Source organism: Nocardioides sp. NPDC127503, assembly GCF_040302165.1.
In the GTDB taxonomy this organism is placed as follows: domain Bacteria; phylum Actinomycetota; class Actinomycetes; order Propionibacteriales; family Nocardioidaceae; genus Nocardioides.
This window is the reverse complement of the sequence record NZ_JBEORH010000012.1, coordinates 148,836-160,713: the sequence shown is the minus strand read 5'-3', so window position 1 is coordinate 160,713 and position 11,878 is coordinate 148,836. Positions and strand designations below refer to the sequence as shown.

Genomic DNA, 11,878 nt, shown 5'->3' with positions numbered 1-11,878 from the left:
TGATCGCCTCACGCCCTAAAGAGTCAGAATCAATCGCAAGTTGGAGGCGACTGTAACGCAGGTCACACTGCGCGGTCCACCCTTGGTCCGCCGATCAGCGTGAGCAGACGGGCGGCTTCGCCGGCCACCGCATCGCGGCCGACGCCGAGGTACTTGCGCGGGTCGACCTTCGCCTCGTCGGCGATCGCCGCGCGGACGGCGCGAGTGAAGGTCGCGTTGAGGTGGGTGGCGATGTTGACCTTGGTCATCCCGGCGGCGATGGCCGCGACGATGCCCTCGTCGGGGACCCCGGAGGAGCCGTGCAGCACGAGCGGCACGTCGACGGCATCGGCGAGCCGGGTGATGAGCTCGTTGTCGAGGCAGGCCGTACGCGTCGTCATCGCGTGCGAGGAACCGACCGCGACCGCGAGCGCGTCGACCCCGGTGGCTTCGACGTATGCCGCCGCTTCGGCCGGCTGGGTGCGGACCCCTGGCGCGTGCACCCCGTCCTTGCCGCCCACCTCGCCGAGCTCGGACTCGACGGAGGCGCCACGCTCGTGGCACCAGGCCGCGACCTTGGCGGTAGCGGCGACGTTCGAGTCGTAGTCGAGCTTCGAGGCGTCGAACATCACCGACGGGCACCCCAGCTCGACGGCCTCCTCGACGAGCTCGACGCGGGTCGCGTGATCGAGATGTACGCAGACCGGCACCGTGGCGCTCTCCGCGATCGCGATGCTCGCCCGCAGCAACGGCGCCAGCCAGCCGCGGTAGTCGACGGTGTTCTCGGAGATCTGGAGCACCACCGGGCGGCCGGCCTGCTCAGCGCCGGCGACGATCGCCTCGGCCAGCTCGAGCTGGATCACGTTCATCGCACCCAGGCCGCGGCCGGTGCCGCGGGCGTTGTCGAGCAGCAGCGACATCGGTACCAGGGGCATGTCAGTCTTCCTCGTGGTCGATTCGGCTGACCCTGACGTCCGCCAGGAACGATGCGTACGCGTCGGGGTCGATCTCGCCGGCGACCGGCGTGACCACCGCGGCGGCGCCGAGCGCGGCGGCATCGCGAAGGATCTCCGGCCACGGCCTGCTGTTAGCGAGCCCGCGGGCGAGCCCGGCGGCGGTCGCGTCGCCAGCGCCGGTCGGGTTCCCTGTGACCCCGGCTGGCGGGCGCACCTCCCAGCCACTGCCGTCGGCGTACGCGATCAGCCCGTGGTGGCCGCGGGTCAGCACGACGGGGCCGCCGTGGCGGGCGGCGAGCTCTGCGACCGCGGCGGCGGGGTCGTCGAGGGGCCGGCCCAGCAGGCGGGTGGCTTCGTCCTCGTTGGGAGTCAGGACGGCGCCGGTGCCGACCGCGGCGGCCAGCGCAGCGTCGTCGAGATCGAGGAGCACCGGTACGTCAGCGGCTGCCGCGAGCCGTGCGATCCGCGCCGGGAGGTCGGTGGGCACTCCGGGAGCCAGGCTGCCGGAGACGACGACGGCCGTGGCGTCGCCGATCCCGTCGGCCAGCAGGTCCAGCAGTCGCTGGTCGGCTCCGGGGGCGGCCTGCCGGCCCGGTTCCCACAGCGAGGTCGTCGAGTCGGCGACGACGACCACGGTGCGGCGTACACCCTCCAGCTCGGGCAGGAAGGTCGCGGGCAGCTCCCGCGCGAGGGCTTCGGCGAAGTCGTCGTCGGCGAGACCGACCGCATGGGTCGGCTCGCCCAGCTGGTGCAGCACCCGGGCGACGTTGACGCCCTTTCCGCCGAGCCGGGTGGTGACCTCGGTGACCCGGTGGACCTCGCCGACGGTCAGCCGACGCAGCCGGTAGGTCACGTCGATCGCCGGGTTGAGCGTGACGGTGAGGATCATGGTTTCTGCCCCATCGGGGCCAGGGCCAGCCGGGCGGCGCCGACGAGGCCGGCTCGGCCCCCGAGGGCGGAGAGACGTACGGGCGGAACCGCCGTCACGCCGGCGCGCTCGCGCATCCGGACCCGTAGCGGTTCGAGCAGGTATCCCCTGGCCTCGGCGACGCCGCCGCCCAGGATGATCTCGCCGGGGGCGAGCAGCGCTCCCACCGCGAGGAAGCCGTCGGCGAGTGCGGTGATCGCCTCGGACCAGACCCGGGCGGCACGCGGATCGTGCTCGACCCGGGCGACGAGCTCGGCGACGCCGGTGACCCCGGAGCCGCCCAGCGACGCATATCGCCGCAGCATGCTCCGAGCGCCCGCGCGCGTCTCGACGCAGCCGTGGAGCCCGCAGGTGCACAGGGCCCCGGCCGGGTCGACCACCAGGTGGCCGAGCTCACCAGCCTGACCGGAGACGCCGGCGATCGGCCTGCCCTCGACGTACGTCACCGCAGCGACGCCCGTCCCGAGCACCGCGACGAGTGCGGAGGCCGGCGAGCCGGCGTCGACCCAGATCGCACCCGCGGCGGCGGCCGTGTCGTGCGAGACCGCGACCGGAAGGCCGAGGCGCTCGGACAGCGGCGCTGCCACCGGGGTGTCGACGAGACCGAGGTTGACCGCCTTGAGCGAGGTCCCGGACTCCGTGTCGACCAGGCCGGGGAAGGCGACCCCGACCCCGGCGACCTGGTTCCGGGCCACGGGGCTGAGGCCGGCGAGCAGCTGCTCACCCAGCTGCGCGATGTCGTCGAGCACAGCTAGACCGGTGCGGGTGGCCACCCGCGATTCCGCCAACGACACGTCACCGGCGCCGACCACGGCGGCACGCACCGAGGTGCCGCCGACGTCGAACGCGAGGGCGAGAGCCCGCTCGATAGGAGACTCCCTCATCGCTTCACTCGGGAGGAGCAGCAGCCGGGCTCAGGATGATCGAGCGCGTGAGGTTGCGCGGCTCGTCGGGGTCGAGACCGGCGCGACGGGCCCGCTCCACGCAGAGCAGATGCACGCGCACGAGCTCGGCGAGCGGGTCGACCTCGTGGTGCACCAGGTCGGCGCCGGTGACGGCGACGTCCTCGGCGAAGCCCGGCACCAGGTCGCCGAAGGCCCACACGACGCGGCCGGGGGCGCTGATCGAGAGCGGACCGTGCCGGTACTCCATCATCGGGTAGGACTCGGTCCACAGCTGCGCGGACTCCCGCAGCTTGAGCGCCGCCTCCTGCGCCACGCCGTTGGTCCAGCCGCGGCCGACGAAGGTGAGCTGCTCAGCGGTCAGCGCCGGCCCGTACGCGCTCTCGCCGGCGTCGATGATCTGCTGGGCCTGCTCGGCGGCCAGGCTCAGGTCCTCACCGAGGTGCCAGCGCAGCATGGCGAGCGCGGTGGTCGCGAAGCGGGTCTGGACCACCGACTTCTCGTCCACCTCGGGCATGAGGATCGGCTCAGCCAGCTCGAGTGCCGGAGTCCCGGGTGAGGACGAGATCACCGTCGCCGGGATCCTGCCGCGGACCTGAGCGAGCAGGTCGATGACCTCGGTCGTGGTCCCGGACCGGGTGATCGCCAGCAGCCGGTCGTAGCCCCGGTCGATTCGGGCCTCGGTCGGCGTCCAGGCGTCGGTGATGCCGTCGCCCTGCTCCTCGCGGAGCGCGGCGTACGCCTGCGCCATGTAGAGCGAGGTCCCGCACCCGACGACCGCGACCTTCTCCCCCGGCTTCGGCAGGGCATCGGCGGCTCGTTCGGCGGTGCCTCTGGCCGCTATCCAGTTGGCAGGCTGCGTCGCTATCTCGGCTGCGAGATGCGTCGTCGGTGCGGATGCGGTCATGGCGCGGGTCACCCTCCGTTGTGTTGCCGGCTGGACTCGAATCATCCAACGCGCTGCGCGTTTTTGTCAAACAATCACTTCAAACGATCATTATCGCTCACTCGTGACGATGATCTCCGTCCCGCCTTCGGCCAGTGCCTTCGCGAGCGCCTCGGGCACGACCCGGTCGGTGACGAGCATGGAGACGCCGGAGAGGTCGCCGATGCGCGCGAAGGTCGGATGCTCGAGCTTGGTGCTGTCGGCCACGACGATGGTGCGCTGCGCCGCCGCGATGAAGTCGGCGCTGATCTTGGCCTCGGCCGGATGGATCGTGGTGAGCCCGGCCCGAGTGCTGATGCCGTCGACGCCGAGGATCGCGGTGTCGATGTGGACCTTCGACAGCACCCCCTCGCTCAGCGGACCGACCAGCTCGTAAGACTGCGTACGAGCCGCGCCACCGGTCACCACGATGTTGACGTTGGGCCGGATCGAGAGCTCGTAGGCGATGTTGAGCGCGTTGGTGACGACGGTGATGCTGTCGTCCTCGGCCAGATCGGGGTGGCGCCCGATCGCGCGCGCCACCTCGCTGGTCGTCGTCCCGCCGTTGAGCGCAACCGTCTCGCCCGGCACGAGCAGGTCGGCCACCGCGGTCGCGATCGCCTGCTTCGCGTCGGCCTGGCGGCCGATCTTGTATTGCAGCGGCAGCTCGTACGCCGAGCCGAGCGCGGTCGCGCCGCCATGTGTCCGGGTGACCAGCCGCTGCTCGGCGAGGTGCCCGATGTCGCGGCGGGCGGTCGCCGCCGAGACGCCGAGCGCGCTCTCCACCTCCGCGATCGACACGTGCCCGTGCTCGCTGATCAGCTCGAGCAGCTGGTTGAGTCGCTGTTGCCTCATAGGGCCCCTTCCTGCGTCCCGGACAGCCTACGCAGTTCCGGCCCCTCAGGACCCGCAGTGGAAGGTCGCGTCGGCCCAGTCGGCATGGTCGTTGCCGTTCCCGTCGCCGGCATCGCCGACCACCAGATCGACATAGTCGGCACCGGTGACGTCAGCGGTGATCGGAACGGTGGCGCTGGCCGGCCCCAGGGTGCCGGTCTCGGTGACCGTCGCCCCGTCCGCGACGACGGAGAACCTCACCGAGCCGCGCGAGGTCTGTACGTCATCCACCCCGACGTCGGCGGTGAAGCTGGTGCAGTTGCCGGCCAGGTAGTAGCGCACCTTCGAGACCGCATGCGTGCCCAGCCCCTTGGCGTACACCTTGCCGGCGAGCGTGATCGGCCCACCGTCGCCGGCACCGTTCTCCCCCACGCTGGTGTCGCGTTCCACCGGTCCCCAGCCGTTGGTGGCCGAGATCCAGCCGAGATCGCTGGCGTAGGTGTCCGCGGTCGGCGGGGGCGGCGCGGTCTGCACCGTGACCGAGCGGGTCACCGTGCGCGTCTCGCCGCCGAAGTCGTACGTCGCGGAGCCGGTGAGCGGATAGCTCGACTCGGCCGCGTCGGCGGGCGGCGTGACCTTCCAGGTCACCGAGTGGCTCGCGCCTGGAGCGAGCGAGTCGAAGGCCGCGGGCGTGGTGGCCTCCGCCGTCCAGCCCTCCGGCACCTCGAGACCGACCGTCCCGGCGCCGGTCTCCGACGCCTCGTCGCTGGTCAGCGTCGTGGTGACCTCGCTGGCTGCACCCGGCAGCAGTTTCTCCTCCCCGGCGTCGACGGCGAGGGTCGCGCAGGCCGGCAGGTCGGCGGCCGCACCGAGGTCCTCGACGGTGAAGTCGTCGATGCTGATGTCGCCGTTCGCGCCGTTGTCGTCGGCGGTCCGCAGTCCGACCCAATAGTCGCCGCAGCCGCCGGCCACGAACTCCTCGCTGAACCGGGTCGTCTCGACCTGCTTGCCGATCGGGCGAGCACCGACCTCGATTGTGCGCGGCTCGCCGCTCGCGACCGAGTCGTAGCCGGTGACCCACTCGTAGTCCTCGGCCCGCTCGGCCTGGTGGTCGAAGGAGACCCGGTAGCGGTGGCCGGGCTCGAAACGTACGGTCTGCGGGACCGTGCGGTAGACGAGGCCGCCGTTCTCGGCGTGCGACTTGAGCGACCAGTCGCCGCTGATCACGTCGTCGGTGACCTTGCCGTTCCAGCCGCTCTGCGTGTAGGGCTCGTGCCGCTCGGCCAGGTGGGTGCGCGGGTCGGTGACGCCGCCCGAGGTGCCCTTGACGAACGGCGACCAGCCCTGGACGACCTCCTCGAAGTCCTCCTTCACGACGACCTTCGCCCCGGGCTCGGCCCGCAGGTCACGCTTGACCGGGACGACACGTACGTCATCGAGGCGGACGCGGCCGGAGCCTGCCGCCGCGGAGATCCTGACGGTGGCTGTGCCGTCGCGGCCGGCATCGAAGGGGACCTCGACACGTTGGAAGTACGTGCTGTGCAGCTCGTCGGCGGCGACCAGGTTCTTCGCGGTCGATCGCTCGACGCTGTTGGTGTAGGTCTTCCCGCCGGAGGTGACGCTGACCGAGGTCGCGCGGCTGTGGCCGGGCTCGACCTCCACCCAGACGCCCAGGGCGTTGCGCCCGCTGCGCAGGCCCTGGAGGCGCTGGCTGATCGCGGCCCGCTCACCGGCGCCGAGGACGGCGACCTGCTGACCGGTCGAGGTCCGCCCGGTCGTGGCCGGGCCGCTCGGGTGCCAGGCGTCGAGGTCGCCGGCGTTGAAGCCCGGGTCGACGACGTGGCTGCCCTGACCCCACTGCGGTTCGGGTGAGCTGTCGGGAGCCTTCGTCAGGACGTACGCCGTGCCCGGCTCCGCCTCGAGGGTGACCTTGCCGCTGCGCACCGGGACGCTGCCCGCCGCGACCCGGCCCTGCTCGGTGAGCTCGTAGACGTTGAGCCGGCCGCTCTGGCTCCAGGCGTCGGTCAGGTCCCAGGTGGTCCGCCCGCCGTCGGCGTTGTAGTGGTAGAGCTTCGCCCCGTCCTGCTGCTCTTCCTTCCAGGGGAGGAGGTAGGCGTCGCCGTCGAGCACGAGGTCGCCGTCCTGGTAGATCTTCCGGGTCGCCTTGGTCTGGCCTGTGTTGACCACGCGTACGCCGCCGTCTTGGACGATCTCGTCGCGGCTCCAGCGCAGGATCGGGTTCTTCTGCAGGTACTTGGTCGGCAGGTTCGTCTGCCAGATGTTGTCGTAGAAGGCGTCGACGTCGTTCTCGCCGGTCCATCCCTCGAACTCGACGATCTCGGTGTGCCCGAGCAGCTTGTCCGGGTTCCAGGTGTCCTTCTGCCCGTTGCGTACGAACCGGATCATCTGGCTGTTGAGGCCCTTGTTGGTGGCTCCGCCGTAGGACTCGTCGTTGGCCCAGTGGGACCAGAGCGCGTCCTCCTCGAAGTGGTAGGACCACTCGGTGCCGATGTTCCAGCCCTGCCCGCGCAGCTCGCGGGCGAGGCGCTCCTGGAGCCAGCCGAAGGAGTAGTAGACGTCGATGTAGAGGAAGTCGAGGTTCGGGTGCGCCTCGCGGCGCAGCTGGGCGAAGCGGTCGACGATGTTCTTGGTGGCGAGGTCGGTGCGCTGGTCAATGTAGTAGGACTGGTCGATCCAGTCCCAGCCGGGGCTGTTCTCGTTGACCAGGGTCTCGTTGAAGGTCTTGGCCTCGGGGTAGGCCTCGGTCGCGTTGACATGGACGCCGAAGTCGGCGCCCCACTTCTCGCCCGCACGGACCAGGGTGTTGAGGTCGTCGAGCCCACCGGCGCGGGTGTTGTAGTTGCCGCCGTAGTCGGGGTGCGCGGAGTCGTGGCCCTCGGAGCCGTACCCCTTCAGCACCGCCAGCTGTCCCAGCCCGTCGGTGGCCAGCGAGACCCGCTTGACGTCGTCGAGCGTACGCAGGAACGGATGCGTCGCCTGGCTGGCGAAGTTGAACGGGATGTGGGTGACCACCCGCTCTGGTGTCTCCTCCGCGCCGTTCATCGGCCGCTGGATGTCACGCAGCGCGATCGCGCCGTCCTGCCAGTCGACGGCCTGGTCACCGTTGGCGTCGGGGGTGATGGTGACCTTCGCCCAGGGGAGCTCCTCGGTGTAGGGCGAGCCGGTCGCCCGGTAGGTCCACTGGCCGCTCCACAGCCCGACGCGGCGGCCGTTGTCGGTTACGCTCACGCTGCGCCAGATCCGGCCGCGCTCCCTCGTCGCGTCGCCGCTGCTCTGGTCGTAGACCGAGTTGGTCTCGATCGCGGCTGCCAGCTGGTCGGTGTCGACGATGGCGTACGCGGATCCGACCGGCCTCTCGGTCGTAGCCAGGTCCGCGGTGACCTCGGTGTGGGTGTCTCCGTTGGTGGTGCGGTCCGCGCTCACGACGGCGGTGTTCACGGTCGCGCCGGCCTGGTCCGAGCTGACCGAGAGGAGGTCGTGTCCGGGGATGTCGAGGGTGCCGACCCGGTGCTCGGCGGTGTCGGTCACCTTGGTGACCGCGAAGATGACGACGTCGCCGGCCACCTCGAGCTTCGCGTCGAGCTCGACGCCGGGCAGGTCGGCGAAGGTCAGCCGGTAGGTCGCGGTGTCGGCGTCGACCTGGGTGCCGGTCACATGCGCCGTGTGGGCGGTGCCGTTGATCCGTACGGCGGTGGGCGGCGTCGCGGCACCGCTGATCTCGCCGCCGGCGGTGTGCCGGTAGCCGAGCACGGCGGGGAAGTCCTCGGCCACGTGCACGCTCAGCACGGGCGAGGTCAGCGTGAAGCCGCCCGCGGGGGCGGCATGGCTTTCGGGCGCGATGGCGACCACGCCGGCGAAGGCCGTCACGGACGCGAGGAGGGCTGTGGGGAAACGCTTCGGCATCGTGACTCCCGAGGGTGGGGGTGGGCCTGACGAGGTCCGTCCATCATGCAGAGTTTTGCGCGGATTGGCTACGTTCTGCGCAAAAGTTGTCATAACCTCGGGAGGGTGATCCCCACTTTGACCTGGCGCGACGGCGAGTTCCTGAAGCACGGTGTCCCCCACCGGATCCTGTCCGGGTCCATCCACTACTTCCGCATCCACCCGGACCTGTGGGAGGACCGGCTGCGCCGGGTCGCCGCCACCGGGTTCAACACGATCGACACCTACGTCGCCTGGAACTTCCACGAGCAGGAGGAGGGTTCCCCGGACTTCACCGGGCCGCGCGACCTGGCCCGCTTCATCACGATCGCCGGCGACCTAGGGCTCGACGTGATCGTGCGACCCGGCCCCTACATCTGCGCCGAGTGGACCAACGGCGGGCTGCCGTCGTGGCTGACCGCACGCACCAGGGCGCCGCGAAGCAGCGACCCGGTCTACCAGGACGCCGTCTCACGCTGGTTCGACGTCCTGCTCCCCCAGCTCGTCCCGCTCCAGGCCGGTCGCGGCGGGCCGGTCGTGGCTGTGCAGGTGGAGAACGAGTACGGCTCCTACGGCGACGACGCCGCCCACCTCACCTGGCTGCGGCAGGGACTGCTCGACCGTGGCATCACCGAACTCCTCTACACCGCCGACGGCCCGACCGAGGTCATGCTCGACGCCGGCATGGTCGAGGACACGCTCGCCGCGGCGACCTTCGGAAGTCGCGCCGAGGAGGCCCACGCGATGCTGCGGTCGCGACGGCCCGGCGAGCCCTTCCTGTGCGCTGAGTTCTGGAACGGCTGGTTCGACCACTGGGGCGAGAACCACCACGTACGCTCCCCCGAGAGCGCCGCCGCGACGCTGCGCGAGATCATCGATCTCGGCGGCTCGGTCAGCGTCTACATGGCCCACGGCGGCACCAACTTCGGCCTCTGGGCGGGCGCCAACCACGACGGTCGCCGCATCCAGCCCACCGTCACCAGCTACGACTCCGACGCGCCGGTCGGCGAGGACGGCCGGGTCTCGGAGAAGTTCCGGCTCTACCGCGACATCCTGGCGCCCGCCACGGGGCGCACGGTCGACGAGCTGCCCGCGCTGCCGCCGACTGGTCCCCGTCACGCGTTCTCCTCCGCGCCGGTGTCCCCCGGCGCAGACCTGCTGTCCCTGGTGTCCCGTTCGCCCGCGACGCGCGCCGCGGGGCCGCTGAGCTTCGAGGAGCTCGGCGTCGACGCCGGCCTGGTGACGTACCGCTCCACGGTCACGCTCCCCAGCCACGACGTCCATCTCACCGTGCGGGGGCTGCATGACAGGGCGTACGTCTTCCTGGACGGGCGCGCGCTCGGCCTGCTCGAGCGCGACGACGCCGAAGCCGCGGTGCTGACCCTTCCCGGCCTCGGTAGGGCTGCCGAGCTGACCCTGGTCGTCGAGGCGCTCGGCTGCGTCAACTACGGCCCGCTGCTCGGCGAGCACAAAGGCATCCTCGGCGGCGTCCAGGTCGACCGGCGCCTCGTCCACGGCTGGGACCACCACCTCGCACCCCTAGACCGCTGGGGCCTCGACGACCTCGACGGCCTCGACGGCCTCGCACACGCCGTCATGGACGCCGAGGCGCCCGCCGACGGCTGGCTCGCCGCCCCCGGTGACGGAGACCGCTTCGTCTGGCTCAACGGCACCCTGCTCGGCCGCTTGTGGAGCCGCGGACCCCAACGCCGCCTCTACGCCCCCGCTCCCCTCTGGCACACCGGCGCCAACCAGATCTCCGTCCTCGACCTCACCCACCCCGCGACGTACGTCGAGGTCCATCCGGACCCCGACTTCGGGCCGACTGAGGAGTACATCGAGTCCCTGCCGACCGGCCTGGACGATGTGAGTGAGGAGCTCGGCGACACAGCTCAGATCGCTTGACCATCTCGAGTCGACCCTTTACGTTGCGCCATGGGCACGCCGGATGCCTACGGTTACGTACTCGGGGGATCACATGCGTGGGTTGGCTTTCAAGATCGGCGGAGGTCTTGCCGCACTGGCGATGGCGGTCAGCGCCTGCGGTTCGTCCGGATCCGGCGGCTCCAGCGGCGACGAGTCGTCAGCATCGAAGCAGGCCGAGCCACGCGAGACGCCGGAGTACGAGGAGATCGTGGACCTCGCAGCGATGAAGGTGGTCAAGCAGCAGTACGTCTTCGGCGACACGCTCTACCTCGACGACTCGCTCCTGTTGATCCAGGCTCGGACACATCCCGACGTCAACTACCTCAGCGTGGTCACCGGCATCGACCCCGCGACCGGGAAGGTCAAGTGGGAGATCGATGAGGAGGACATCCCTCCCTCGGTCGTGGAGTCAGGCATGTTCATGGGTCGCGGTCGTCTGCTCGTCTCGCACGGAATGGCGTACGTACCTCTCAGTTCCTCCGCCGGCGCCGAGAGCAACTACGGCTTCGTGGCGCTCGACAGCGAAACCGGCGAAGCCAAGTGGGTTGCGCAGCACCCGGTCTGGGAGCCGAAAGGGAGCGGCCCAGGCGGGCGAAGCGCCCGAACGGTCGTCGACATCGTGGGTGCGGTGGGCGACACGGTTGTCTACTCGGCACACAGCTATTGGTCCGACGGCGACCTGTCCTCGCTGAACGATCCGAACGCCAAGATCAAACCGAACATCCTTCACCGTGCCGAGACAGTGGCGGTGGACGCCGAGACGGGCAAGGTGCGCTGGAAGAAGGACGGCTTCCTCGGTAGGTATGTCACCCGGAGCCACGTGGTCGGGACGATCCCGGCCAAGCAGGAGGCGCGCCGCAACGAGCCTCTGGCAGGAGTCGAGGCGGAAACCGGTGAGGACGCATGGAAGACGACGTGGAAGTCGAACGTCGCGGACCTGTCGAAGGACTGGCTGCTCGTCCGCCAGTCGGAGTCTCCAGACATCGGTCCCCACGACGGCGTCTACGAGGCAGCCACCGGCCGTCGGGTCGCGAAGCTGGATGCCGATAACCCACCTTTCCTGAGCGGGGGCTGGGTGAACGAGGTGCCAGAGGCCAAGAGCCATGGCGTCGCCTGGATCGCCACGGAGAAGGACAAGGACGGACCCCAGACGCTGTACGTCGCCAAGGACGGGGAGTCCAAGCCGCGAAAAGTCGCCTTCCATCCCAACGAAAGGCTCGAGATCGACCACCCGATGGTGACGGAGGACGACTACGCGATGGTTCAGACGGCGATGATCGATCCCATCGGACAGCAGTTCGCAGATCTGGAGAACGGCGAACTCGGTTTCCCGGTCGATGCCACCGAGGACGACCGCGAGCCGATCGCCTACTCCGACAACTACCTGATCACCGGCGGAACCCAAGTCGAAGAGACCATCCTCTACAAGCGCGTGCCCTGATTCGCGCAACGCCGGGCTAGTGATGCCCGCCTCGTCGCGGTCACC

Annotated in this window: 8 protein-coding genes; 2 read left to right on the top strand and 6 right to left on the bottom strand. The window is 70.3% G+C overall.

What is annotated here, in order from left to right:
* Positions 1–62: 62 nt before the first annotated feature.
* The 6 genes from ABTW65_RS24940 to ABTW65_RS24915 all read right to left on the bottom strand — a co-directional run bounded on the left by ABTW65_RS24940 (position 63) and on the right by ABTW65_RS24915 (position 8,448).
* Positions 63–914: a class II fructose-bisphosphate aldolase gene (locus ABTW65_RS24940; RefSeq protein WP_350665193.1), complete on the bottom strand. Its 852-nt coding sequence runs from the start codon at positions 912–914 to the stop codon at positions 63–65.
* Between the two features lies 1 nt (position 915).
* Entirely contained in the window at positions 916–1,824 is a 909-nt protein-coding gene (locus ABTW65_RS24935) for a 1-phosphofructokinase family hexose kinase (RefSeq protein ID WP_350665191.1), read from the bottom strand.
* A complete protein-coding gene (locus ABTW65_RS24930; RefSeq protein ID WP_350665190.1) occupies positions 1,821–2,747 on the bottom strand; it encodes an ROK family protein in 927 nt (308 codons plus the stop codon). Before ABTW65_RS24930 ends, ABTW65_RS24935 begins: the two co-directional genes overlap by 4 nt.
* Before the next feature lie 4 nt (positions 2,748–2,751).
* Positions 2,752–3,672, bottom strand: a complete 921-nt coding sequence (locus ABTW65_RS24925) for an SIS domain-containing protein (protein ID WP_350665187.1) — start codon at positions 3,670–3,672, stop codon at positions 2,752–2,754.
* Positions 3,673–3,762: 90 nt separating this feature from the next.
* Positions 3,763–4,545, bottom strand: coding sequence for a DeoR/GlpR family DNA-binding transcription regulator (locus tag ABTW65_RS24920; protein ID WP_350665185.1), 783 nt, complete (start codon positions 4,543–4,545; stop codon positions 3,763–3,765).
* Between the two features lie 45 nt (positions 4,546–4,590).
* Entirely contained in the window at positions 4,591–8,448 is a 3,858-nt protein-coding gene (locus ABTW65_RS24915) for an endo-alpha-N-acetylgalactosaminidase family protein (RefSeq protein ID WP_350665183.1), read from the bottom strand.
* Between the two features lie 105 nt (positions 8,449–8,553).
* On the opposite strand from ABTW65_RS24915, the gene ABTW65_RS24910 reads away from it, so the two are divergent.
* Both ABTW65_RS24910 and ABTW65_RS24905 read left to right on the top strand, forming a co-directional pair.
* Positions 8,554–10,371: a glycoside hydrolase family 35 protein gene (locus ABTW65_RS24910; RefSeq protein ID WP_350665181.1), complete on the top strand. Its 1,818-nt coding sequence runs from the start codon at positions 8,554–8,556 to the stop codon at positions 10,369–10,371.
* Between the two features lie 73 nt (positions 10,372–10,444).
* Positions 10,445–11,833: an outer membrane protein assembly factor BamB family protein gene (locus tag ABTW65_RS24905; protein WP_350665179.1), complete on the top strand. Its 1,389-nt coding sequence runs from the start codon at positions 10,445–10,447 to the stop codon at positions 11,831–11,833.
* Positions 11,834–11,878 lie beyond the last annotated feature (45 nt).

Excerpts from the sequence above, each read along its gene's own strand:
- ABTW65_RS24920 (WP_350665185.1), bottom strand. The coding sequence starts at position 4,545 with ATGAGGCAACAGCGACTCAACCAGCTGCTCGAGCTGATCAGCGAGCAC.
- ABTW65_RS24930 (WP_350665190.1), bottom strand. The coding sequence starts at position 2,747 with ATGAGGGAGTCTCCTATCGAGCGGGCTCTCGCCCTCGCGTTCGACGTC.
- ABTW65_RS24925 (WP_350665187.1), bottom strand. The coding sequence starts at position 3,672 with ATGACCGCATCCGCACCGACGACGCATCTCGCAGCCGAGATAGCGACG.
- ABTW65_RS24940 (WP_350665193.1), bottom strand. The coding sequence starts at position 914 with ATGCCCCTGGTACCGATGTCGCTGCTGCTCGACAACGCCCGCGGCACC.
- ABTW65_RS24905 (WP_350665179.1), top strand. The coding sequence starts at position 10,445 with ATGCGTGGGTTGGCTTTCAAGATCGGCGGAGGTCTTGCCGCACTGGCG.
- ABTW65_RS24935 (WP_350665191.1), bottom strand. The coding sequence starts at position 1,824 with ATGATCCTCACCGTCACGCTCAACCCGGCGATCGACGTGACCTACCGG.
- ABTW65_RS24915 (WP_350665183.1), bottom strand. The coding sequence starts at position 8,448 with ATGCCGAAGCGTTTCCCCACAGCCCTCCTCGCGTCCGTGACGGCCTTC.